Annotated in this window: 22 protein-coding genes; 11 read left to right on the forward strand and 11 right to left on the reverse strand. The window is 69.2% G+C overall.

Annotated elements, in window-relative coordinates:
• Positions 1-224: 224 nt before the first annotated feature.
• The 5 genes from ACZ5C2_RS17100 (at position 225) to ACZ5C2_RS17120 (ending at position 9438) form a co-directional block, all read left to right on the forward strand.
• Positions 225-902 carry a hypothetical protein gene (locus ACZ5C2_RS17100; protein ID WP_468791165.1) on the forward strand — a complete coding sequence of 226 codons (678 nt, stop codon included), beginning with the start codon at positions 225-227 and terminating at the stop codon, positions 900-902.
• Between the two features lie 31 nt (positions 903-933).
• Positions 934-3192 (forward strand): DNA methyltransferase family protein, encoded by a 2259-nt coding sequence (locus ACZ5C2_RS17105; RefSeq protein ID WP_468791167.1) that lies wholly within the window; start codon positions 934-936, stop codon positions 3190-3192.
• A 101-nt stretch (positions 3193-3293) separates the two neighbouring features.
• On the forward strand, positions 3294-4943 hold the full coding sequence (locus ACZ5C2_RS17110) for a class I SAM-dependent DNA methyltransferase (protein ID WP_468791169.1): 1650 nt from the start codon (positions 3294-3296) through the stop codon (positions 4941-4943).
• Positions 4943-6163 (forward strand): restriction endonuclease subunit S, encoded by a 1221-nt coding sequence (locus ACZ5C2_RS17115; protein ID WP_468791171.1) that lies wholly within the window; start codon positions 4943-4945, stop codon positions 6161-6163. The genes ACZ5C2_RS17110 and ACZ5C2_RS17115 overlap by 1 nt, the downstream gene beginning before the upstream one ends.
• The gene (locus ACZ5C2_RS17120; RefSeq protein WP_468791173.1) at positions 6160-9438 is read left to right on the forward strand and encodes a type I restriction endonuclease subunit R; all 3279 of its coding nucleotides are present in this window, start codon (positions 6160-6162) and stop codon (positions 9436-9438) included. Before ACZ5C2_RS17115 ends, ACZ5C2_RS17120 begins: the two co-directional genes overlap by 4 nt.
• 12 nt (positions 9439-9450) lie before the next feature.
• On the opposite strand, the gene ACZ5C2_RS17125 is transcribed toward ACZ5C2_RS17120, so the two are convergent.
• Both ACZ5C2_RS17125 and ACZ5C2_RS17130 read right to left on the reverse strand, forming a co-directional pair.
• Complete coding sequence (locus ACZ5C2_RS17125) at positions 9451-9672, reverse strand: DUF397 domain-containing protein (RefSeq protein WP_468791175.1); 222 nt, start codon at positions 9670-9672, stop codon at positions 9451-9453.
• The gene (locus tag ACZ5C2_RS17130; protein ID WP_468791177.1) at positions 9623-10459 is read right to left on the reverse strand and encodes a helix-turn-helix domain-containing protein; all 837 of its coding nucleotides are present in this window, start codon (positions 10457-10459) and stop codon (positions 9623-9625) included. The genes ACZ5C2_RS17125 and ACZ5C2_RS17130 overlap by 50 nt, the downstream gene beginning before the upstream one ends.
• 121 nt (positions 10460-10580) lie before the next feature.
• Here ACZ5C2_RS17130 and ACZ5C2_RS17135 point away from each other — a divergent pair, with 121 nt between their 5' ends.
• From ACZ5C2_RS17135 to ACZ5C2_RS17150, 4 genes are all read left to right on the forward strand, one after another.
• Positions 10581-10907, forward strand: a complete 327-nt coding sequence (locus tag ACZ5C2_RS17135; protein WP_468791179.1) for a hypothetical protein — start codon at positions 10581-10583, stop codon at positions 10905-10907.
• Positions 10904-11254 (forward strand): hypothetical protein, encoded by a 351-nt coding sequence (locus ACZ5C2_RS17140; RefSeq protein WP_468791181.1) that lies wholly within the window; start codon positions 10904-10906, stop codon positions 11252-11254. The genes ACZ5C2_RS17135 and ACZ5C2_RS17140 overlap by 4 nt, the downstream gene beginning before the upstream one ends.
• Positions 11255-11372: 118 nt before the next feature.
• Positions 11373-12677 carry an AAA family ATPase gene (locus ACZ5C2_RS17145; RefSeq protein ID WP_468791183.1) on the forward strand — a complete coding sequence of 435 codons (1305 nt, stop codon included), beginning with the start codon at positions 11373-11375 and terminating at the stop codon, positions 12675-12677.
• 47 nt (positions 12678-12724) lie between these two features.
• Positions 12725-13483 carry an HNH endonuclease family protein gene (locus ACZ5C2_RS17150; protein WP_468791185.1) on the forward strand — a complete coding sequence of 253 codons (759 nt, stop codon included), beginning with the start codon at positions 12725-12727 and terminating at the stop codon, positions 13481-13483.
• A gap of 11 nt (positions 13484-13494) precedes the next feature.
• Here the strand turns inward: ACZ5C2_RS17150 and ACZ5C2_RS17155 are convergent, their stop codons facing one another.
• The 7 genes from ACZ5C2_RS17155 to ACZ5C2_RS17185 all read right to left on the reverse strand — a co-directional run bounded on the left by ACZ5C2_RS17155 (position 13495) and on the right by ACZ5C2_RS17185 (position 18990).
• Entirely contained in the window at positions 13495-14223 is a 729-nt protein-coding gene (locus ACZ5C2_RS17155) for an ABC transporter permease (protein ID WP_468791528.1), read from the reverse strand.
• A 35-nt stretch (positions 14224-14258) separates the two neighbouring features.
• The gene (locus ACZ5C2_RS17160) at positions 14259-15224 is read right to left on the reverse strand and encodes an ATP-binding cassette domain-containing protein (RefSeq protein ID WP_468791187.1); all 966 of its coding nucleotides are present in this window, start codon (positions 15222-15224) and stop codon (positions 14259-14261) included.
• 76 nt (positions 15225-15300) lie between these two features.
• Positions 15301-15942 (reverse strand): PadR family transcriptional regulator, encoded by a 642-nt coding sequence (locus ACZ5C2_RS17165; RefSeq protein ID WP_468791189.1) that lies wholly within the window; start codon positions 15940-15942, stop codon positions 15301-15303.
• A gap of 81 nt (positions 15943-16023) precedes the next feature.
• A complete protein-coding gene (locus ACZ5C2_RS17170) occupies positions 16024-16275 on the reverse strand; it encodes a type II toxin-antitoxin system RelE family toxin (RefSeq protein WP_468791191.1) in 252 nt (83 codons plus the stop codon).
• Positions 16272-16535: a type II toxin-antitoxin system prevent-host-death family antitoxin gene (locus tag ACZ5C2_RS17175; RefSeq protein ID WP_468791193.1), complete on the reverse strand. Its 264-nt coding sequence runs from the start codon at positions 16533-16535 to the stop codon at positions 16272-16274. Before ACZ5C2_RS17175 ends, ACZ5C2_RS17170 begins: the two co-directional genes overlap by 4 nt.
• A gap of 69 nt (positions 16536-16604) precedes the next feature.
• Complete coding sequence (locus ACZ5C2_RS17180; RefSeq protein WP_468791195.1) at positions 16605-18065, reverse strand: aldehyde dehydrogenase family protein; 1461 nt, start codon at positions 18063-18065, stop codon at positions 16605-16607.
• A 100-nt stretch (positions 18066-18165) separates the two neighbouring features.
• A complete protein-coding gene (locus ACZ5C2_RS17185) occupies positions 18166-18990 on the reverse strand; it encodes a helix-turn-helix domain-containing protein (protein WP_468791531.1) in 825 nt (274 codons plus the stop codon).
• Between the two features lie 398 nt (positions 18991-19388).
• On the opposite strand from ACZ5C2_RS17185, the gene ACZ5C2_RS17190 reads away from it, so the two are divergent.
• Positions 19389-19880 (forward strand): ATP-binding protein, encoded by a 492-nt coding sequence (locus ACZ5C2_RS17190; protein ID WP_468791197.1) that lies wholly within the window; start codon positions 19389-19391, stop codon positions 19878-19880.
• Positions 19881-20035: 155 nt separating this feature from the next.
• Here the strand turns inward: ACZ5C2_RS17190 and ACZ5C2_RS17195 are convergent, their stop codons facing one another.
• Entirely contained in the window at positions 20036-20329 is a 294-nt protein-coding gene (locus tag ACZ5C2_RS17195; protein WP_468791199.1) for a DUF397 domain-containing protein, read from the reverse strand.
• A 465-nt stretch (positions 20330-20794) separates the two neighbouring features.
• Here ACZ5C2_RS17195 and ACZ5C2_RS17200 point away from each other — a divergent pair, with 465 nt between their 5' ends.
• Positions 20795-21259: a hypothetical protein gene (locus ACZ5C2_RS17200; RefSeq protein WP_468791534.1), complete on the forward strand. Its 465-nt coding sequence runs from the start codon at positions 20795-20797 to the stop codon at positions 21257-21259.
• Positions 21260-21275: 16 nt separating this feature from the next.
• Here the strand turns inward: ACZ5C2_RS17200 and ACZ5C2_RS17205 are convergent, their stop codons facing one another.
• A complete protein-coding gene (locus ACZ5C2_RS17205; RefSeq protein WP_468791201.1) occupies positions 21276-22403 on the reverse strand; it encodes a DUF2786 domain-containing protein in 1128 nt (375 codons plus the stop codon).
• Positions 22404-22488 lie beyond the last annotated feature (85 nt).

Here is a 22488-nt window from a genome sequence, read left to right on the forward strand (position 1 = left end):
AGAACCCCCCTTCTCAGCAACCGCTAGACATCTACTATCCATCGTCGTAGGGTTGCGTCTGCCGAGAGGTAGAAGGTCACCCCGGACGGCGGCGGTACTCCCGTTCTCCCGGGCGCCTTCACAGGTCCGGACATAGCTGTGCCCCGGGCTGTGTGCAAAGCAGTGACAGGACTCCGGGGCTCACGCTTCCGAAGGTAACACGAAACCGTTCAGGGGGCGCAGTGGTGACGGAGGAAGAGGTCAAGCGGATCGCGGACGCGATCTCGGCGGAAAGGTTCCAGCCGTATCTCGACGAGTGCGGTGGGGACCCTCTCGTCGCCTTGCGGCTCTACTGCTGGGACGGCGAGGCGTCGCGTGCGTTCCTGAGCGCGCTGCGTGATTTCGAGGTCTCGATGCGCAATGCCTTCCACTCCAGGCTGGCTGGGCGCTACGGCCGGTCCGACTGGTGGGACTCTCCGCGCGTCAGGTTGACGACCAAGGGATTCCAGCAGGTCCGCAGTGCCCGGCTGACCCTCGAACAGGAACTGGGAGCGGCCAACGTCACCGCCGACGACATGGTCGCCAAGCTCACGCTCGGTTTCTGGGTCGGCCTGACCGGTCGTGGCCAGAACTACGAGATGCAGTTCTGGAACCCCGCCCTCCGTCACGCCTTCCACGGCTACCGGGGCAGGCGGGGCGCGCTCCAGCAGCAACTGGACCACGTGCGCCGGTTCCGCAACCGCATCGGCCACCACGAACGCATCTGCCACCGCCACCTGGAGAAGGACTACGAGACACTGCTCCGGCTCCTCGATCACGTGTCACCCGAGAAGGCGTCGCTGCACCGGCAGTTCAGCCAGATTCCCGACGTGCTCGCCCGCAAGCCGCTCGTGCTGGCCGGCACCGAGCCGATCAGGTTGTGAGGTCGTCGTGTCCCGGCCGAAGCCCACGTTCATGTCCTGGGAACCCTCCACCGCCCCCGAGCCCGAGTCCGCGCCGCCCCCGTCCCACGCCCCCGTCTCGCTCGGTGAGATCAAAGAACTTGCCAGGGTGGGCCGCCCCACCGTCAGCAACTGGCGGCGGCGGTTCGCCCGCGAGGTCGTGGGCGGCAACCGCCACCCGTTCCCCGAGCCCCTCGCCGGGGTGGGCAGCGAGAGCAAGCCTCTCTTCGACGCGTCCGAGATCGCGGACTGGCTCGACCTGCGCCCCATCCCTGACGCCGAGCCCGAGGCCGACGGCCGCCTCGAAACGTACGGCGACCGCTTCCGCCGTGCCCTACGGCTGCGTGGTCTGGTCGCGCTCAAGCACCGGCTGGGCTCGGCGGAGACGCTGATCTCGCAGGCGCTCGCGGTCATCGCGATGTCCGCAGAGGGCCAGGGCTGGATCACCGACGCGCTACCCGCGGAACTCCTCGCGGAGTACGAGGCCGCCGACCCCGAGGTCGTCCGCGCCGCTCATGAACTCATAAACGAGATCGGCGCGCCCGGCTGGGCCACCGACGCGCTGCTCGGCCTCGACGACGAGGGTCTGGACATCGCCGGACGGCTCGAATCCGACCTGGTCATGGACATCACGCCACGGGAGGTCGTCGCCCTGGTCGCCGCGCTGATCGGCCCCAATGAGGGCGGCCCCGACCAGCGCTCGACGATCAGTCTGTGCGCGGGGCTGGGCGAGCTGCTGCTCGGAATGAGCGGTGGGCCGTACGAGGGTCTCCGGGGGCACGGCGAACTCGTGGCCGTGGAGCCCGATCCGCTGCTGCGCAAGCTGCTGTTCTACCGGCTCCTCAGCTACGAGGCAGGAGCCGTCGACGTCTGTGCCTCCCCCTCGGACCTCGACACCCCGCGCGCTTGGAACCAGGCACCAGTCGACCCGTGGGATTTCTCGGCCGCCGACCTGGTGCTGGCCGATCCGCCCTACGTGTCGGGTGAGCGGGAGCGGGACACCGAGGGCCCGCTGTGGTGGGCGCGGGAAGCCGTACGTCGGCTGCGGCCGGAGGGCCGTGCCTACGTCGTCGTCCCCACGTGGACACTGGCCCGCACCACCGGCACCGGCCCGGCGTCCGTGCGCACGCCGACGATCAGCACGCGCGAGGCCCTGCTGGAAGAGGGGTGTGTGGAGACGATCGTCCAGCTTCCGCGCCGTATCCACCCGTTCCGCACGGGAGCGGAGTACGCGCTGCTGGTACTGCGCCCGCCATCGTCGGAACCCCGTTCGGTCCTCCTCGTCGACGCCGACCGGATCGCCCAGCGGGCGGGGGGGATGCCCGGGACGTGGATCGATCGGGTGGTGGGACTGACCCGCCCCGGCGTGGTTCCCGAGCCCGGTGAGGATCGACCCGAGGACGACGACTCCTACGATCCTCAGGACGCGCAGCGCGTCCCTGTACGGGCGTCCGGCCCCGGTCGCGAGCAACTGCTGGACAACCGCTCGGTCCTGCCCGCGCACCGGCTCGCAGCGCCCGAGACGCGCGTCGACCACTTCGAGGAAACGCTCACCGCACGCCGCGCCGTCGCAGCCGCCCTTCCCCATCTGCGGTCCTGGGTGGGCGACATGAACGTCGGCCGACGGGACCCGCACACGCCGATACGGCACCGGAAGCTCGATGTCCTTCTGAGGGCGGGCCAGTTGAGGCTGCTGGGAGGGCATCGCGTGAAGGCGGACGACATCGGCGAGGCGGGTCTGCCGGTCGTCGGGCGTGAGGAGATGCTCGGCGAACTGCCGATGGGGGCACGGTGTGTCGCCCTGGAGGACCTCGCGGCGTACCCGTCGGCCAAGGTCACCGAGCCGGGTGACGTGCTGCTGCTCGCCGAGCACGGGGTGCGCTGCCAGGTCGACACGGCCGGCGGATGTGTTCTGCTGTCGCCCGTGCAGGGGTTGCGGATCACTGCTTACCGGGAGCATGTACGGGAGGTCGCCCGGGGCGGGCCGGGGCATTCCGCCGAACTGTGGATGCGTCCGCACTCCCTGGCCCGTCTCCTCCAGGCGCCACGCAACCAGCATCGCGGCAGTGGGTCGCTCGTCCGACGGGTGAGCGTGCGCGACATGGATCTGCCGCAGCTGCCGCCGGAGGAGATCGCCGAGCTGGAGGCGATCCTGACCGAGATGGAACGGCTGCGGGCCGACGTGCGCAGGCAGTTGGATGCCTTGGACCGGCTCGCCGAGCGGGTGTCGGCGGGGGCCGCCGACGGGGTGCTGGCATTGCGGAGACGGTGAGGGGAGCGGGGGTCCGTCCGGCCCGGCCGGAGCCGGTGTCGGGTGCGCAGCGTCGTTGTGCAGTGAGTGTTTCGCAGTGAGTCGAGAGAAGTGAGGGTTCCGTGCCGCCACGGAAGAAGAAGGAAGCCAAGCCGGAGGACATGAAGTCCATCCTCTGGAAGTCCGCCGACAAGCTGCGCGGAAGCCTGGACGCCGCCGAGTACAAGCACTTCGTGCTGGGGCTGGTGTTCCTGAAGTACGTGTCGGCCGCCATGGAGGAGAAGCGGGCGCATCTGGAAGAGGGGCTGCGGCCCGGGGGCTGGCTGCTGGAGGAACTCGGCTTCGAAGGGGAGCCTCCGGCCTCCGCGATCCCGCAGATCCTGGAGGACCGTGAGCTCTACACCGGCGCCGGCATCTTCTACGTCCCGCCGACGGCCCGTTGGGAAACCGTCCTGGAGCGGGCCAAGGGCACCCTGGACGATCCGACCCTCGGCAAGGTCATCGACACGGCCATGGAGACGATCGAGAAGTTCAACACCTCGTTGAAGAAGGGCACGCTGCCCCAGCAGTACAACAGCGGCCGCGTCGACGAGACGACCCTCGCCGGCCTGGTGAAGCTGCTCGACCGGCTCACCTTCCAGGCCCAAGTGGGCGAGGACGGGCAGCGGGTCGGTGCGCGGGACCTCATGGGTGAGGTGTACGAGTACTTCCTGGAGCAGTTCGCGCTCCAGGAGGGCCGCAAGGGCGGCGAGTACTTCACCCCGCCGAGTGTGGTGCAGCTCCTCGTGGAGATGCTGGAACCGGAGGAGGGCGAACGGGTTCTCGACCCGGCGTGCGGCTCCGGCGGCATGTTCGTGCAGGCGGAGCGGTTCGTGGAGACGCACGGCGGCGACCGCATGAACGTCGGAGTGTACGGCCAGGAACGCAACCTCACGACCTGGCGCCTGGCCCACATGAACCTCGCGATCCACGGCATCGAGGCCGACCTCGGCGAGGGCCCGGCCGACTCCTTCCGCGACGACCAGCACGGCGAGCTGCGGGCCGACGTGGTCATGGCCAACCCGCCGTTCAACATCTCCGACTGGGGCGGGGAGCTGCTGGGCGTGGACGACCGGTGGACGTACGGCACCCCGCCGGTCGGCAACGCGAACTTCGCGTGGATCCAGCACATGGTCAGCCACCTCGCGCCGGGCGGCCGTGCGGGCATCGTCCTCGCCAACGGTTCCATGAGCAGCAAGTCGGGCGGCGAGGGCGACATCCGGCGCGCGATGGTCGAGGACGACCTGGTGGCGTGCATGGTGGCGCTGCCGGGCCAGCTGTTCCGGTCGACCCAGATCCCGGCGTGCCTGTGGTTCCTCGGGGAGGGCAAGGGACGGCACTCGAAGTGGGTGCGGGGCCGGAAGGGCGAGGTGCTGTTCATCGACGCCCGTGAGATGGGCGTGATGGCCTCACGCACGGAGCGGGTGCTGACGGACGAGGAACTGGCCCGGATCGCGGGGACGTTCAGGGCGTGGCGGGGCGCGGAGGGTTCGGACGCCGGGGCGTACGAGGACGTTCCCGGGTTCTGCCGGAGCGTGCCGCTGGAGGAACTGCGCGAGCACGAGTTCGTGTTGACGCCGGGGCGGTATGTGGGGGTCGCGGAAGCGGAGGAGGATCCGGACGCGGAGCCGGTGGAGGAACGGGTGGCCCGGTTGAGCAAGGAGCTGTTCGGGCTGTTCGAGGAGTCGGGACGGCTGGAGGCTGCGGTGCGTGAGCAGTTGGGGAGGATTTGATGCAGCACATTCCATCGCGCCCACTCAAGGAATTCTCTGCACACAAAGGGCTTGTTGGAGGTCCTTTCGGATCCAACCTTGGGAAGTCCGACTACACACAGTTCGGCGTTCCCGTAATCCGAGGGCAGAACCTGTCCGGTACGGGATACTTCTCACACCGGGACTATGTTTACGTCTCCGAGGAAAAAGCAGATAGGGATCTCGCGCGAAACCAGGCTCTTCCGGGTGACGTCGTATTCACCCAACGAGGAACTCTCGGACAGGTCGGCATCGTGCCAAATATTCCGTACGAACGCTACATCATCTCACAAAGCCAAATGAGGCTACGAGTCGACCGCAGCCGGGCCGACGCGCGCTACATCTATTATTGCTTCCGAGACCCAAACATGATCTCACTGATCCATGCGCGCGCTATCACAACCGGAGTCCCGCATATTAATTTGGGAATCCTCGCTGAGCTGCCGATCCCTTGTCATCCCCTACATGTTCAGCGAGCCATCAGTGAGGTGCTTGGTGCGCTGGATGACAAGATCGCCGTCAACGAGCGAATCGCCGAGACCGCAATGGACCTGGCCCAGGCTCGCTACGCGCTCACGCCCGCCACAGCGCAGACACGCATCGGAGATATCGCCGCGGTCTTCGACGGCCCGCACGCCACACCACAAAAGACGCCGCACGGACCGTGGTTCCTGAGCATCAGCAGTTTGAAGGGAGGTGTGCTGGAGCTGGCAGAGTCCGCACATCTCTCTGAGGAAGACTTCCCTCGCTGGACGAAGCGTGTGCAGCCACAGGAGGGCGATGTGCTGTTCTCCTACGAGACCCGGCTCGGAGAGGCCGCCCTTATGCCTGCCGGGGTCCGGGCATGCCTCGGTCGCCGCATGGGGCTTCTGCGTCCGCGGAGCACGTCGGTAAGCGGCACGCTGCTGCTGCACGCCTACCTGAGCCGCGAATTTCAAGAAGAAATCAGGCGACGCACTGTCCATGGTGCCACTGTCGACCGCATTCCACTCAAAGAGATGCCTTCGTGGTCTATTTCGCTGCCTGCTGAAAACGGCCGGAAGGATCTGACCTCGACTCTCGACGCACTACACGCCAAGATCACGCACACCGCAGAAGAGAACCGCGCCCTCACCGACCTCCGCGACACCCTCCTCCCCCAGTTGGTGACCGGCAAGCTCCGTATCAAGGACGCCGAACGAGTCGTGGAGGACGCCGTATGAGCGTGGACCCCGGCGAGCAGCCGCACGCCGACTCCGAAGCCGCCGCCTCCCACACCGAAGCGCTCACCTTCTCCGAGAGGGACTGGGAGCACATCGCGCTGGAGCAGCTCGCGGAATTCGGATGGCTGCATGTCGACGGGAAGGACCTCGGCCCCGCCCACGGGCACCGCAAGTCCTGGGACGACCTGGTCCTCTACCCCCGCCTGCGCACCGCCATCGTCACCCGCTACCCCCACCTGCCCGAAACAGCGGTCACCGCCGCCATCGACGAGTTGCTGAAGCCGTCCCCCGGCTCCGACGTCCGCCAGAACTGGCTGTTCTACCGCCGCCTCACCATGGACGCGGTGAAGGTCTCCTACCGGGACCCGCTCACCGACACCGACCGGCACGAGACCGTCCGCGTCGTCGACTTCGCGAACCCCCACGGCAACGACCTCGTCGCCGCCTCCCAGGTCCGCGTACGCAGCAACTCCCGCGGCCGGGAGTTCGTCTTCGACATCGTCCTGTACGTCAACGGACTCCCCCTCGGCATTATCGAGTTGAAGAAGGCCAGCGGCCCCGACGACTCCCGCAAGGCCTACGACCAGATCCAGAACTACCGGCGGGAGCTGCGCAACGACGGCATTTTCAGGACGCTGCTCCTGGCCGTGGCCAGCGACGGCATAACCGCCCGCCTCGGCACCCCCTTCACGTCCTGGCAGCACATGGCCCCCTGGCACGCCGACGAGGACGGGACCCTGCTCCGGAAGAAGGAGTGGCAGGACGGACGCGCCCTCGAGCGCATGATCCAGGGCCCCCTCGAACCCGACCGCTTCCTCGACCTGATCGGCTCCTACCTCTCCTACTCCGCCGGAGGCACCGGCGCCGACGTCGACACCGTCAAGCTCGCCAAGGCCCACCAGTACTTCGCCGTGCGCGAGGCCGTGACTGCCACCGAGTCGGCCTCCGCCACGGACGGCAGGGCGGGTGTCGTCTGGCACACGCAGGGCGCCGGCAAGAGCGAGGAGATGCTGTTCTACACCGGCAGAGTGGTCCGCACTCCCAAGCTGTCGACCCCGACGGTCCTGCTCCTCACCGACCGCATCGACCTCGACACCCAACTCTTCGACACCTTTGCCAAGAGCCACAGCCTGCACCGGATCATCGGCGGCGAGCCCGAGAAGGCCCACAACGCCAAAGAGGTCAAGGATCTCCTCACCCGGGACACCAGCAGCGGCGGTGTCGTCTTCAGCACCCTCCAGAAGTTCCGCGTGAGCCCGGCCGAGCGGAAGGCCGGCGCCCGGCACCCCGTCATCTCGCCCCGCCGCGACATCATCGTCATCGTCGACGAGGCCCATCGCAGTCACTACGACTTCGAGGACGGCTTCGCCCGCAATCTCCGCGACGCCCTCCCCAACGCCACCTTCATCGCCTTCACCGGCACCCCCATCGACAACACCACCGGCAGTACCGAGCGTGTCTTCGGCCCGACCATCCACACGTACGACCTCACCCAGGCCGTGGACGACGGCGCCACCGTCCCTGTCTACTACGAAGCGATCCTCCACAAGGTCAAGCTGAAGGGTTCTCTTCCCGACGACGTCGACCTCGACGACCTCGACGCCCAGGCGGAGGGCTTGGTGGAGGGGCTGACGGAGGCGGAGCAGAAACGCGCCCGCCGCCGGTTCGGCGCCTTCGAGGACCTCATCGGTGCCCCCGAGCGGATAGAGGAGCTTTCGAAGACGATCCTCGATCACTGGGACACCCGCCGCAAGGAGATGATCAAGCTCACCGGCCGCCCCGGCAAGGGCATGATCGTGTGCTCCTCCCGCGCCATCGCCGCCCGCCTCTTCGAGGCCATCGCCCGCCGCCGCCCGGAGTGGGCCGGCGAACGAAACCCGGCCAGCGGCCTCTACCCGGACGACACCGGCAAGGTACGCGTCGTCTTCACCGGTAACCCCGGCCACGAGGACGACGACGTCGCCGACTACGTCCGAACCCCCATCCAGCTCAAGCGCATCCAGAAGCGGGTGGTGGACAAGGAGGAGAACGACGAACTCGAACTCGTCATCGTCCAGTCCCTCTGGCTGACCGGCTTCGACGCTCCGCCCCTCCACACCCTCTACCTGGACCGCCGGATGCGCGGCGCGGCCCTCATGCAGGCCATCGCCCGCGTCAACCGCACCTGGGGTGAGAAGCCCTCGGGTCTCGTCGTCGACTTCCTCGGCGTCGCCCAGGAACTCACCGACGCCCTGCGCGAGTACTCCGCCCCCGACCAGGAGAACCGGACCATCGGCGCCCCGGTCGAAGAGGCGTGCGCGGCCGTACGGCGCACCCACCAGCGGATCGGCGAGGTACTGCGCCCCTGCCCCTGGCGCGCGACCCTGGACGCCCACGGCTACAAGGAAGCCCTCTACGACGTCCTCGAATTCCTCAAGGAAGCCGAACCGGACCTGGAGCCGGGCAAGCCCACCCGGCACCAACTGTTCATGCACCACGCACAGCTACTGTCCCGGTCCTTCTCCCTCTGCTCCACCCACCCGGACGTCCAGGACCTCCTGCCCGACATCCGGTTCTACTCCTCCGTCCGCATGTCCCGCCAGAAGCTCACCGTCGACGACCGCCGCGTCGACGGACTCGCCACCGAGGCCGACGTCAACCGCCTCGTCAGGCAGCTCAACGCCGAGGTCGTCGCAGCCGACGGTGTCGTCGACATCTACGACGCCGCCGGGCTCACCAAGCCCGACCTGTCCCACCTGGGTGAGGACTTCGTCCAGCAGATGCGGGCCAGCCGACACCCCAACCTCGCCATCGAGGCCCTGCGGCGCGCCATCAAGAAGGAGATCAGGGACGCCCACCCCGGCAACGTCGTACGCCAGCGGACCTTCACCGAGAAGATGCAGGAGGTCATGAACCGCTACCACAACGGTCTCCTCACCTCCGCCGAGGTCATGGACCTGCTCGTCGATCTGGCCCGTACGATCTCCGCCGACCGTTCCCGGGCCAAGGAACTCGGGCTGACGGAGGACGAGTTGGCCTTCTACGACGCCGTCGCCGACAACCCCTCCGCCCTGGAGCTGGGCCAGGGTGTCCTCGCCGAGATCGCCCACAAGCTGTGCGAACTCGTCCGCAAGGACGTCACCGTCGACTGGCGCGTCAAGGGCCAGGCACGCGACCGTATCCGGGGCAAGGTGAAACTCCTGCTCCGCCTCTACGGGTACCCGCCGGACCAGGCCCCGGACGCGATCGACCGCGTACTGAAGCAGACGGAGGTCAAGGCGGACGAGTGGACGTGAGTCAGCGGGCGGTCAGGAGGGGAAGCCGCCATTCCTGACCGCCGTGACGAACGCCGACCAGGCGGACACGGGCACAATCACTGCCGGGCCGTGGGGGTTCTTCGAGTCGCGTACGGGAACGCCCCGGCGGTGGCAGTCGAGGACTTCGAGACAGCTGCCGCCCTGGTCGTTGCTGTAGGAGGACTTACGCCACCCCTCCAGGCCCGCCGTGCTCGGTATGACTCGGTCGGTCATGGCGTTCGCAGTCCCTTGCTGTCGCCCTGAGCAGAGCCAGGGATTCCTTCAGAGGCAGGGCGTTGCCCAGTGCGAAATCGTAGCGATGCTGGATTTCCTGGACGATGGACGGGGAGTCATGGACCCGTCCCATCCACAGACCCTCACCGTAGGCCACCGGTGGCTGGTCCTCGAACCACATCAGCGTGAGCATGTTGCTCAGGAGCGGATGAGTCCCCAGGGCGAACGGCAAGACGTGAACCTGAATTCGGCCGGTCTCGGCAAGACGCACGAGGTGGTAGAGCTGCTCCGCCATGACACCTGGTCCGCCGATTCGGCGCCGCAGCACCGCCTCGTCCAGCAGCGCCCACACTACGGGCGTGACCGGATCCTCCAGTACCTTCGCCCGCTCCAAGCGTGTGACAACGAGCCTGTCACATTCCTCTTCACCCACAGGAGGGAACGACGTGCTCAGAACCGCACGCGCGTACCTTTCCGTCTGGAGGATGCCCGGAACGAACGACAGGGCGAACTCCCGGATCATCACCGCCTGTTGTTCGAGCAGCCGGGCCGCCTCGAAGTAGTCGGCGACCGCTACTTCCTCCTGCGGCAGGAAGCGACTCAGCACATTCCCCGTGTTCAGCGCGTTGTCCAGCCGCCGCGCATCCTCCCGTGACGGCACCCGGCGCCCCGCCTCGATGTGCGCGATGTGCGTTCGAGTCATGACCGCCGCCTCGGCCAGCTGCTGTTGCGTCAGCCCGGCCGCCTCGCGCTGTTCCTTGAGCCAGTCGCCGTAGTTGGTGCCCACGAGATCAACTCCTCTGTGACAAATGATCTGTCACCTCTCACCCCCTGGCGAGCCTAATACGGGCCGTTTCACTCTGTACGTCGATCGCTACAGAACGCGACATCGATCACGGAGTCACCTCATGCTCGGCCTCATCGCCCTCTTCTTCGAACCGCTGCTTCGCCTCGTCGCCCCGGGTACCGGACGACGTCGGCTCGACGCACGGGACGGCTACGACGACCCCGCGCCCCCTCCCACCGAGGGGCCGCCCCCGCACCGGTTCGGCGCACGCCCCCTCCGCGGCGAGGACCACGACCTCGTACGCCCCTACGTCATCGCGCACGAGCGCCGTGAACAGGAACGGCTCCGACAAGTCCGGCGCCGCTCCCTGCTGATCGCCCCATGGGGCATCCGCATCCACCTGCCCCCGCACCGACACCCGACGCACCACCTGGGACTGACCGCATGACACACCACGCCCTCACCCCCGCCCGCCTCCTGCCCTGGGCGAGCCCCGAAGGCAAGCCCTGCTATCTCCTGACCGACGGCAGCGGTCGCCTCTCCCGGGCGGCCGACACCGTCGAGAGCGTCCAGCTCGACATGGCCGGCGAACTGCTCGCCCACCTCTCCGACATGCTCGAGGACGAGCACGTGACCGCCGTCCAGCTCCGCTACCTCCTCGCCCGCACGAGCGAGGCCCTGACCGACGTGTGCCGCATCGCGGAGAGCAGGGGCGCCCGTCTTCTCGTATACACGGACGTCAAGGCGGGCTCCGGCCCGGACAGCGTCCCCTCCCCCGATGTCGGCTCGCCGTGAGAGGGTGGCCAAGCTCCGGGGTAGAGGGCTGAGGGGAGGACAGGTGTACGTATCCGGAATCGACTTATCCCATGTCAGAGGCTTCACCGGCGCGCGTGCCGTGGAGCACCGTCTCCCCTTGACCGCACCCCGGGACGGTGGCGGCTGGACCGTGATCGCCGGGCGCAACGGCTCGGGCAAGTCCACGTTGCTGCGCGCCCTGGCCCTTTCTCTGGCGGGCCCGCAGGTGGCGCGGTCGCTGGTGCAGGACTTCGGCGGCTGGATCAGCACCGGCGAGGGGTCCGCACGGGCCCGGGCGTACGTGCAGCCCGATCTCTCCGTCGACCGGTTCACCGGACGTGACACGGTGCCGGACCACGGCCCCCTCGCCCTCGGGCTCCGTTGGACGGTGCTCGAGGACGCCCCGGACCTGCCGCGCTACGGAGCTCCGCCGCAGCCGCACCTGGCGTCCGACTGCGGTGGGGAGGACGTGACCAGGACCGCCGCACGCGGTCCCTGGGCCCACAGTCCTCAGGGCTGGTTCTGCGCCGCCTACGGCCCCTTCCGGCGGATGACGGGCGGCAGCGGGCAGGCACAGCAACTGATGCTCGCGCCCGGCCCCGCGGGCCGGATGGCCTCCCTCTTCCATGAGGAGGCGTCGCTCGCCGAGGGTGTCTCCTGGCTGCGGGAGCTCAGACACCGGAGCCTGGAGGAACAACAGGACGCCGGCGAACTGCTCGACACGGTGATGCAGTTACTGTCCGACGGACTGCTCCCGGACGGCTACCGCGCCCTGCGGGTGACCGCCGACGGATTATGGGTCGCCCCTGCCGGAGATCGAGAACGTGCCTACCCGCTGCGGGAGATGAGCGACGGCTTCCGGGTCGTGGCCTCGCTCGTCCTGGACATCGTGCGGCAGGTGCAGAACGCGTACGGCACCCTGGACGCCGGCCTGGACGACGACGGGCACCCCGTGGTGCGGATGCCCGGGGTGGTGATCATCGACGAGGTGGACGCCCACCTCCATGTGACGTGGCAGCGTCGTATAGGCGACTGGCTGCGCGCGCACTTCCCGCGGATCCAGTTCATCGTCACCAGTCACAGTCCGTACATCTGCCAGTCCGCCGACCCCGGCGGGCTCATCCGACTGCCCGGCCCGGAGGAGCAGGGCGGTCCGGAGGTCGTGGACGACGCGCTGTACCGGAGGGTCGTGTACGGCAGTGGCGAGGACGCGGTGCTCTCCGAGCTGTTCGGGCTGGAGACGCCGTACTCGAACCGGGCGGAGGAGGAGCGCCGCAGACTCGTGCGCCTGGAGGAGAAGGTCTTCTCGGGTGAGGCCAGCGAGCAGGAGGCCCTGGCCTACCGCGAGCTGGCCGCCCGGCTCAACAGCAGCCGTTCGGCCCGGGTGCAGGAAGTGGCGGCCCGGCTGGGGAGCGGCCAGTGATTCCGTTACGACGGCCGGAGGCCGACGACGACCTCTTGAGACAGTGCGTGGACCGCACGAAGCGGATCCGGAAGCTGGGGGCGACCAGCAAGGCCGCCCAGAACCAGTGGAGCGCCGGGACCGTCGAGAAGGACGGCATCCGGGCGCTCCTGCTCCGCATGGCGCCGGGGGTGGAGCGGTGCATGTACTGCCTGAACAGCACCGGCACGGACATCGACCACTTCGAGCCCAAGTCCCGGCGGCCGCTGCGCACCTTCTGCTGGCACAACCACCTGCTGGCGTGCTCCCGCTGCAACAGCAACTACAAACGCACGGAGTACCCCTGCGACGACTTCGGGCAGTGCCTGCTGATCGACCCGAGCGTGGACGATCCCTTCGACCACCTCACGCTCCTCCCGGCCAGCGGGACCTTCAAGGCGAAGACCCGCAAGGGCCGGGAGACGCTGCGGGTCTTCGGTCTCAACGACCGCTTCGAGCTGGTCTCCGGCCGTCAGGACGCGTACGTCAGGTGCTGCGATGTGTTGATCGGCTGGCACCAGTGCCTGGTGAACGGAGACCTCGCCGGGGCGGAGCGCCGGGTCCACGCGCTGCACCGTGAGCCCTTCGCCGACGTGCTGCGGGCCATCGAGGGCATGGCCCACCTGCCGCACGCGTCGCTGCTCCTCGGCTCCGGTGAACTCGCCACAGCCCTGGAAGCCTGGTCGACCACCTCACGGGGCACGGTGCCGGGAGGGCGCCTCCTCACCACCGTGCCTCCCTCCCGAACGGAGTCATCAGCCACCCTTCCGTCATCCACGGACGGCTGAGATTTTGCCCTCTACCGGCTGAGCCGCGCGAACCTCCGTACCGCCAGCGGGAAGAACAGCGCGAGCAGCGCCACGGGCCACAGGACGGCGGCACCCACGTGCCCCGGTTCCCCGCCGGGGCTGCCGAACAGGTCGCGTACGGCCGTGGCGGTCTGGGACATGGGGTTCCACTGGACGACGGTGCCCAGCCAGCCGGGCATGGAGCCGGGGTCGGCGAAGGCGTTGGACAGGAAGCCGACCGGCCAGACCAGGATCTGCACGGCCTGGACCATCTCGGGTTTCCCGGCCACCAGCGCCAGGTGGATGCCGATCCACAGCATCGCGAACCGGAACAGCAGGAGCAGCCCCACGGCGCCCAGGAAGCCGGCCGGGCCGCCCTGTGTGCGCCAGCCGAGCGCGGCAGCGACGGCGAGCAGTACCGCCAGGCCGAGCGCGGACTGGAGCATGTCGGCGGCGGAACGGCCCACCAGGACCGCGCCGTTCGCCATGGGCATGGAGCGGAAGCGGTCGATGACGCCCTTGTTGAGATCCTGGGTGACGGCGACCATGGTGCCCTCCAGGCCGAAGGCCATGGTGAGCGCGAGCATGCCGGGAACCAGGAAGTCGAGGTACTCGCCGCTCACACCCCGGCCGCCGCCGACCAGGTAGCCGAACATCAGCAGCAGCATCACCGGGAAGACCAGGTTCACCACCACCGCCACCGGCTGCCGCCCCCAGCGGGCGAGCTCGCGGCGGGTCATGGTCCAGGAGTCGGTCAGGGCGTACGTGGTGCCGGTCACGCGGCCTCCTTCACTCGGTCGTCGCGTCCGGTCATCCGCAGGAACACCTCGTCGAGCGTGGGCCTGCGCAGGGCGATGTCCTCGGCCTCGATGCCGGCCTCCTCCAGCGCGCGGACGATCCCGGCCAGGGCCGCCATGCGATCGGTGACCGGTGCGCTGAGCAGCCGCCGGTCGGTGTCCACGGTGACCGTGTCCTCCGGTACGGGCAGCAGGGCGACGGCCGCGCCCAGGTGACCGGCGTCGCGCAGGACGACGTCGATGCGGTCGCCGCCGATCGCCGCCTTGAGCTCGTCCGCGGTGCCGTCGGCGATGACCCGCCCGGCGTCCACGACCGAGATGCGGTCGGCGAGCTGGTCGGCCTCCTCCAGGTACTGGGTGGTGAGCAGGACCGTCGTACCGCCGCCGGCCAGCGTGCGGACCGACTGCCACACCTCCGCGCGGCCGCGCGGATCGAGGCCGGTGGTCGGTTCGTCCAGGAAGAGCACCTCCGGTTCGGTGATCAGGGAGGCGGCGAGGTCGAGGCGGCGGCGCATCCCGCCGCTGTACTGCTTGACCGCCTTGTGTCCGGTTCCGGAGAGGTCGAAGCGCTCCAGGAGTTCGCCGGCACGCGCGCGTGCCCGTCGTGCGCCCAGGTGGTGCAGGCGGCCGAACAGTTCCAGGTTCTGCCGGCCGCCCAGTTCCTCGTCGAGCGCCGCGTGCTGGCCGAGCAGGCCGATGCGCAGCCGTACCGCGTAGGCCTCGCGCACCACGTCGTGGCCCGCCACCTCGACCCGGCCCGCGTCGGGGCGCAGCAGGGTGGCCAGGATCCTCACCAGGGTCGTCTTTCCCGCGCCGTTCGGCCCGAGCACTCCGTGCACCGTGCCGCGCGCGACCGTGAGGTCGAGCCCGTCCAGTGCGGGGCCACCGCTGCCGCCCCCGTATGTCTTGTGTGCTTCCTCGACGGTGATCGCCGCGTCGGACACAGAAACTCCCCTCGCTAGTCAAACTTGACCACCAGCCCGGAACCCTATACCCGCTCCCCTCTTTGGTCAAACTTGATTAGCAGGAGTCCCCGGGATGCCGCTCCCCCGTCGCGTACGGGTTCTCCTCACCCTCGGCGAGGACGCCGACGAACGGCTCCCCCTCCCCGGCGAAGGTGTAGGCGCCGCCCCGGATGCGTTCGATGAGGCCACGGGTCCACTCGGCGCCGGTGTCGGCCGAGTGGACCCAGAAATCCATGATCTCGCCGATGTGCCCCAGCCGGCCGGGCCCGTCCTCGGGCGTGTAGTACTCGGTGACGGCCTTGCGCCACTCCCCGATGGCACGCAGCCGCTGCTCCAGGAGGACGAGGGCCTCCTCGCGCTCCAGGTCGACGATGAGACCGAGCCCGGCCGAGAGCACGTCCGGCTTCTGGTCGTAGGAGGTGAGCGCCTTCCGCAGCAGCCGGAAGTACTCCTCGGTGCCCTGCCCGGTCACCTCGTACTCCGTGCGCGGCGGGCCGCCGGCCGTGGACGGGGCGATCTCGTGCGCGTGCAGCAGCCCTTGCTTGGCCATCTGCTTCAGCGCGTGGTAGATCGAACCGGGCTTGGCGTTGGACCACTCGTGCGCGCCCCAGTACTCCAGGTCGTTGCGCACCTGGTAGCCGTGGGCCCGCCCGTGCTGGCGCACCGCGCCCAGCACGAGGAGACGGATCACTGACATGCCGTCCAGAGTAGGCCGCGCGCACTCGCTCCCAGAAGTTGCCCCGCGTGCCGGCCCACCGGCCCCGAACTCCGGGCCGGCTCACGCGCCGGTGCGACCGACATGCTCGATGTGGAGCGTGCGGGTGTCATGGTCGACGCGATAGAGCACGCGCCAGGGACCGTGGTGAAGACGGCGGTGCCCGGTCCCCCAGGCTCTCGACCCCTCGGGGCGCTCCTTCTCGGCGAGTTGGTCAGTGACCCTCAGGAGCGCGTCCACGCTGCGGGGATCAGCCTTGAGGTGACCGACGGCGGCATTGAGCGCCGCCGGCTCCCATACGACCTGCCAGGTCACTCGCCCCTCCCCGCCGCGTCGAGCAGCGCGCGGCGGGCTTCATCGTGCGGTATGGGCGTCTCGGCCCGCCCCAGGGCGCGGTCGCGCTCCAGGCGGGCGAGCGCGAGGGCATCCTCCAGATCCTCCAACTCCGCGGGGGAGACGAGGACGGCTGCGGGAACGCCGCGGTCGGTCAACGTGATGTGCTCGTGCTGGGCAGCGCGGCGCGCGAGCTCACCGAGCTTGCCCCTCGCCTCCGCGATGGGATACGTAGCAGACATACTCCTAGTGTACAGCTGGATGCATGTCAGCTGGATGCGTGTCTGCTCGTTGCTCCCGGCCGAAGGCACTCAGAACGGAAAGCCGCTGCGCCCGTGCTGGACGGAGATCCACTTCATCGTGGTGAAGGCGTCCAGCATGGTGTCTCCGTTCAGGCGGCCGATGCCCGAGTGCTTCTCGCCCCCGAAGGGCACGATCGGCTCGTCGTGCACCGTGCCGTCGTTCACGTGGAACATGCCGGTGTCGATCTGCTTGGCGAAGTTCACGCCCCGCTCGATGTCACCGGTGTGCACGGCGCCGCTCAGCCCGTACGGGGTGTCGTTGACGAGGCGTACGGCCTCCTCCTCGCCGTCGAACGTTCCGAGGAAGGCGACAGGACCGAAGACTTCCCGCCGGAGCAGGGCCGAGTCCGCGGGCAGGCCGGACAGGACGGACGGCTCGACCAGGTTGTCGGTGCGGTTGCCGCGCACCAGAGCGGTGGCGCCCTCGGCGAGGGCCTGCTCGACGACGGCGGAGAGGGCGTCGGCCTGCTGGGAGTTGATCACCGGGCCGATGACGGTCTCCGGGTCGCGCGGGTCACCGGCCTTGAGGGACTTCACCTTGGCGACGAACTTCTCGGTGAACTCCTCGGCCACCGAGCGGTCGACCAGGACGCGGTTGGCGGCCATGCAGACCTGGCCCTGGTGGACGTACCGGCTGAACACGGCCGCGTCGACGGCGTAGTCGAGGTCCGCGTCGTCGAGGACCACCAGCGCGCTGTTGCCGCCGAGTTCGAGCACCGAACGCTTGAAGAGGGAGGCGCAGACGGTGGCCACATGGCGGCCGACCGCGTCCGAACCGGTGAAGGAGATGACCTTCGGGACCGGGTGCTCGAGGAAGGCGTCGCCGATCTCCGCGATGTCGGTGATGAGCACGTTCAGCAGACCGCCGGGCAGGCCGGCGTCCTCGAAGATCTTCGCGACCAGGGCGCCGCCGACGATCGGTGTGTTCTGGTGCGGCTTGAGCACCACGCCGTTGCCGAGCGCCAGCGCGGGGGCCACCGACTTCAGCGACAGCAGGAACGGGAAGTTGAAGGGGCTGATCACGCCCACGACACCGACGGGCACGCGGTAGACGCGGTTCTCCTTGCCGTCCACCGGCGAGGGAATGATCCGGCCCTCGGGACGCAGCGCCAGATGGACCGCCTCGCGCAGGAACTCCTTGGCGAGGTGCAGCTCGAAGGCAGCCTTCAGACGCGTACCGCCGAGCTCGGCGACGATCGCCTCGGCGATCTCCTCCTCGCGCTCCTCGACCAGCCTGAGCGCCTTCTCGAACACCGCGCGGCGGGCGTACGGGTTGGTCGCCGCCCACTCCTTCTGAGCGCGGGCGGCCGCCCGGTACGCCTGATCGACCTCGTCGACCGTCGCTATGGTGATCGACGCGAGCTTCTCGTCGTCGTACGGGTTGAAGTCGATGATGTCCCAGGAGCCTGTACCCGGGCGCCACTCACCGTCGATGTACTGCTGAGCCAGGTCGGTGAAGTACGACGACATGTGATCCCTCGATCCCTTGCTGCATCAGCAGAGTACTGATCAACTTCACGGTCTGATCACACGTCATCGTACGTGTGTCTCACGTCAGTTGGGGGCCGCCTCAGGAGAGTTGCAGCAGCCCCCGGAGCAGATCCCGGCTCTCCGACGCGCCCGGGCTGTCGTGCTGGAGCTCCTTGAGCGCCTTCTCGTACTGGGCCACGTCCTCGGCCTTGTCGAGATACAGGGCGCTGGTGAGCTGCTCCATGTACACGACGTCCGACAGATCGGACTCGGGAAAGCTGAGGATGGTGAAGGAGCCCGACTCACCGGAGTGGCCGCCGAGACTGAACGGCATGACCTGCAGCCGGACGTTGGGCCGCTCGGAGACGTCGATGAGGTGCTGGAGCTGGCCGCGCATCACCGCGCGGTCGCCGTACGGCCGGCGCAGAGCGGCCTCGTCGAGGACGACGTGGAACTCGGGGGCCCGCTCGGAGACCAGGTACTTCTGGCGCTCCAGGCGCAGGGCCACCCGGCGCTCGACGTCGGCGTCGCTCGCGCTCCTCATGCCGCGCCGCACCACCGCGCGGGCGTACTCCTCGGTCTGCAGCAGACCGTGCACGAACTGCACCTCGTACGCGCGCAGCAGCGAGGCCGCGCCCTCCAGGCCCACATAGGTGGGGAACCAGCTGGGCAGCACGTCCGAGTAACTGTGCCACCAGCCCGCGACGTTGGCCTCCCTGGCGAGGGCGATCAACGAGGTGCGCTCCTGCTCGTCCGTGATGCCGTACAGCGTCAGCAGGTCCTCGACGTCCCTGGTCTTGAAGCTCACCCGGCCCAACTCCATCCGGCTGATCTTCGATTCGGAGGCGCGGATCGAGTAGCCCGCCGCCTCGCGCGTGATCCCCCGCGCCTCACGCAGTCGCCTGAGTTGTGATCCGAGCAGCATGCGCCGCACCACCGATCCCGGCTCTCCCGCGCTCACGTTCGCCAGCCTCCCCTACGTCTTCAGGGCCCGCAGTCTGCCACTAAAACACTTCGAGCAGTACTCGCCCGGTTACGGAAACGGAATCCAGTCGAGGGATCCGATCGGGAAGCGGCACGGAACGGGCAGCGAGGGGGCGGGGAGACAACAAGGAGGAGGTAAGAGAACAGCCAGAGAGGGACACGGAGATGACGGAAAAATTGCCCAACAAACCTGTACGGGCGGGTTGAATTCGGTCAGCTGCACGTGCATCTGCCCTTGCATCTGCTGTACGCATCCGAAACCATGGTCCCCGCACCACCGCCGCTCGCTACGACCGCGAATTCCCGGGAGTGCCTCGCATGGGGACGAATGGATCGACCATGCTCGAGCCGTTACGGCAGGGCCTTCCGCCGCTGAACCTCGCGGCCGCCTCCGACGCCGCCTCCTGCGCTCTGCCCGCCCGTTACGAAGCGGTGCGCGAGGCACGGCAGTTCACCCGCAAGACACTCGACCAGTGGGACCTGAGCGACCGTTTCGACGACGTGTGCCTGGTGGTCTCCGAACTGGTCACCAACGCCCTGCGGCACGCGCTGCCGGCCGGCGCCCCGCGGCTGACGCCACAGGAACCGCCGGTACGGCTGCATCTGCTGCGGTGGCCCGGACGGCTGGTGTGCGCGGTGCGCGACCCCAGTGACGACAGCCCCGTCGCCTGCGACACCGACGACTTCTCCGCGGAATCCGGCCGCGGGCTGTTCCTGGTCGACTCCTTCAGCGACGGCTGGGGCTGGCACCCGATGGTGGGGGCGCTCCGCGGAAAGGTGGTCTGGGCGCTGTTCCGGCTCGTGCCCGCGGAAAAGGGCCCCGGCGCATGACGGGCCGCGGCGCACACGGGCGCCGCGGCCCTACGCGCGTCGCCGCCTCCTGAGCGCCTCCGGCCCCTTCCCGCACACCCAGGGGCACGGGCGTCCCAGCCCCTTGGCGCGGGTCTCCCGCCGCACGGCGGGGCGTGCTCCCGCCCCGTGGCGCGTCAGCCGGCGACCAGGTGGTCGAACTCGCCGTCCTTCACGCCCAGCAGCATGGCCTCGATCTCCGCGCGGGTGTAGACGAGTGCGGGACCGTCGGGGAAGCGGGAGTTGCGCACGGCCACCTCTCCGCCGGGCAGCCGGGCGAACTCGACACAGGAACCCTGCGAGTTGCTGTGCCGGCTCTTCTGCCAGGCCACACCGTCCAGCCCGGTGGCCGCCATGCCGTTGTACGCGCCGGGCACGCCGGACGCGCCGGCACCGTCGTACACGTCACCGTCGTACACGTCGTGGTCCACAGGTCGCTCCCCGCTGGTGCACTGGCTGGTGTGGCCATTTGATGCAGTGGTCAACTGACCGGGATCATAGCTTTGTTCAAGTGCAGATGCATGGGCAGATGCACGTGCACGGGGGGTGCTCCCGCGATTACAGTGCCGGCGGTCGCCTTGTGTCCGCTTTGACGGACGCTTTACCGAAACCCCGCTGTCTTAGAGACGCATGCGCGGGCTTTTGTGTTCCCTCGTGTGCCGTTCTGGTGAGGTGAGTGGGCAAGGGTGCGAGGTGTGTCACGGAGGGCTGGCCGGGCGGTGGGCAGTTCCTGTTAGCTGACTGCGGTCGTCCGGCCATCGGGGCCGGCAGCAGCTAGGGGGCTTGCAGTGACGTCCGACGCAACGGTGAGTTCGGTGGCGTACCCGCCCGCAACTCCGGCGCCCTGCGGGGGGCACGGGTCACGCTCCCTGCGCGCGCGGGTGGCGGCCGCGGCCGTGGGGCTGGCCGGTGCGCTCGCGCTGACGGCGTGCAGTGGGGACGCCTCCGACGACTCGGGCGGCTCGGCCGCCCCCACTCCGTCCGCCACGGCGACCGCGGACTCCGGTGGCGGCACGGGAGATTCCGGTGCGAGCGGCGCCCCGGCGGGCGAGCTGGAGGGCAGCTGGCTCACCACGGCCGGGGGCAAGGCCGTGGCCCTGGTGATCACCGGCGAGGACGCGGCGCTGTTCGCCACGGGTGGCTCCGTGTGCAGCGGCACCGCGCGGGCGGACGGCGGGAGCCCGTCGATCAGCCTGAAGTGCACCGACGGGACCGAAGACCGGGCCGAGGGCACGGTCGGGTCCGTCGACGGGGACTCCCTGGAGGTCACCTGGGAGGGCGGCCTCGGGACCGAGACGTACACCAAGGCCGAGGGCGGCAAGCTCCCGACGGGATTCCCGACGGCCGGTCTGGGCTCCTAGGGAGGGCGGCACCGCCTCAGGGAAGGCGCGGGCGCGGCCGGACCTGCGCGTCGTCCGCCGCGCGGGCGCCTTCCTCCCAGCCCGCCGCGTCACTCACGCCGCGCAGCCGCGTGGTGGTCGTCTCCGGGAACAGACGGTCCGTCCGGTCGGCGACCGCCGCCGCTCTGGAGGCCAGGACCGGAAGCAGGTCGTCGTTCACCGGGGCCTCGGCCGCGGTCGCGAGCCGGGTCCCCACGCGGTGGGCGTAGGCCGCCAGGAAGGACTGCCGGAAGGTCTTGGTCCGCTTCCGTCCGCCCGCCCGCTGCGCGGCCTCGGCCTGCGCCATCGCGGTGGTGGCCTGCACCAGGAGCGAGGTGTGGAGGAGCTCGACCGCCTCCAGGTCGGAGGCGAAGCCGACCACGGTGGAGAAGCCGAGTGGTTCGTTCCACACGGCCCGGCAGCGGTTCGCTCCGGCGACCGCGTCGAGCAGTACCGCCTTGGCCTGCTCGTACGGCGGCTCCACCCCGATCCGGCAGGCACCCGGCGTCCGGGCCGACGGCGCCCGCGCGGCGAGCAGCGCCTCGTCGACGCTGTGCCGCGCCATCAGCTCCTGCGCCTTCGCGCTGAGCGCCTCCGCCTCCTCCGGAAACCCCGTCGCCTCCGCCTTGGCCAGCAGCGCCCGGATGCGGCCGAGCATGCGGGACTCCGGCCGGCGGTCCCGGGGATCGGGGTCAGCCGCCGTGTCGTCGAGGGGCTCGAGGGTGGGCAGGCGCAGCAGCAGGCGGTACAGCTCCAGTACGGCCGTGGCGTACGAGAAGCGGTCACCGCGGGGAGCGGGGGCGTCGATCAGTTCGTCGAGCTGCGCCAGCTGGGTCTTCCAGCGCGACCCCCGGGGCCGGTCGTCGCGCGGGGCCTGGGCGCGGATCAGCACCGAGACGAGCCGGACGTGGGTGTCCTCCAGCTCGCGCCGCACGATCCGTACGACATCGGCGGGCTGCCAGCCACGCCGCCAGGCGGTCGCCACGAACTCCTCGCCCCTTCGTGCCAGTTCGGCGTCGGCGGCCGGATCGGCGGCGAGCAGGGACGCGCCGCTGTCGAGGGCGGTCTCGCCGGTGTCGTAGAGGGCGGCCCGGAAGGCCCGGTCGACGGTGCTGGACGTACTCACGGCCCGATCGTGCCATGCCCTGAGCACTCACCCGAAGGTGTCAACTACGGGTTGACACTCCCTGGGTGTCAACTTACGGTTGACA

The sequence above is a fragment of the Streptomyces sp. NPDC031365 genome (assembly GCF_055569765.1).

Bases quoted from the DNA above. Each gene is read 5' to 3' on its own strand.
- ACZ5C2_RS17180 (WP_468791195.1), bottom strand. From the start codon at position 18,065: ATGTCGTCGTACTTCACCGACCTGGCTCAGCAGTACATCGACGGTGAG.
- ACZ5C2_RS17105 (WP_468791167.1), top strand. From the start codon at position 934: ATGTCCTGGGAACCCTCCACCGCCCCCGAGCCCGAGTCCGCGCCGCCC.
- ACZ5C2_RS17190 (WP_468791197.1), top strand. From the start codon at position 19,389: ATGCTCGAGCCGTTACGGCAGGGCCTTCCGCCGCTGAACCTCGCGGCC.
- ACZ5C2_RS17125 (WP_468791175.1), bottom strand. From the start codon at position 9,672: ATGACCGACCGAGTCATACCGAGCACGGCGGGCCTGGAGGGGTGGCGT.
- ACZ5C2_RS17185 (WP_468791531.1), bottom strand. From the start codon at position 18,990: ATGCTGCTCGGATCACAACTCAGGCGACTGCGTGAGGCGCGGGGGATC.
- ACZ5C2_RS17120 (WP_468791173.1), top strand. From the start codon at position 6,160: ATGAGCGTGGACCCCGGCGAGCAGCCGCACGCCGACTCCGAAGCCGCC.
- ACZ5C2_RS17135 (WP_468791179.1), top strand. From the start codon at position 10,581: ATGCTCGGCCTCATCGCCCTCTTCTTCGAACCGCTGCTTCGCCTCGTC.
- ACZ5C2_RS17165 (WP_468791189.1), bottom strand. From the start codon at position 15,942: ATGTCAGTGATCCGTCTCCTCGTGCTGGGCGCGGTGCGCCAGCACGGG.
- ACZ5C2_RS17115 (WP_468791171.1), top strand. From the start codon at position 4,943: ATGCAGCACATTCCATCGCGCCCACTCAAGGAATTCTCTGCACACAAA.
- ACZ5C2_RS17140 (WP_468791181.1), top strand. From the start codon at position 10,904: ATGACACACCACGCCCTCACCCCCGCCCGCCTCCTGCCCTGGGCGAGC.
- ACZ5C2_RS17155 (WP_468791528.1), bottom strand. From the start codon at position 14,223: ATGACCCGCCGCGAGCTCGCCCGCTGGGGGCGGCAGCCGGTGGCGGTG.
- ACZ5C2_RS17175 (WP_468791193.1), bottom strand. From the start codon at position 16,535: ATGTCTGCTACGTATCCCATCGCGGAGGCGAGGGGCAAGCTCGGTGAG.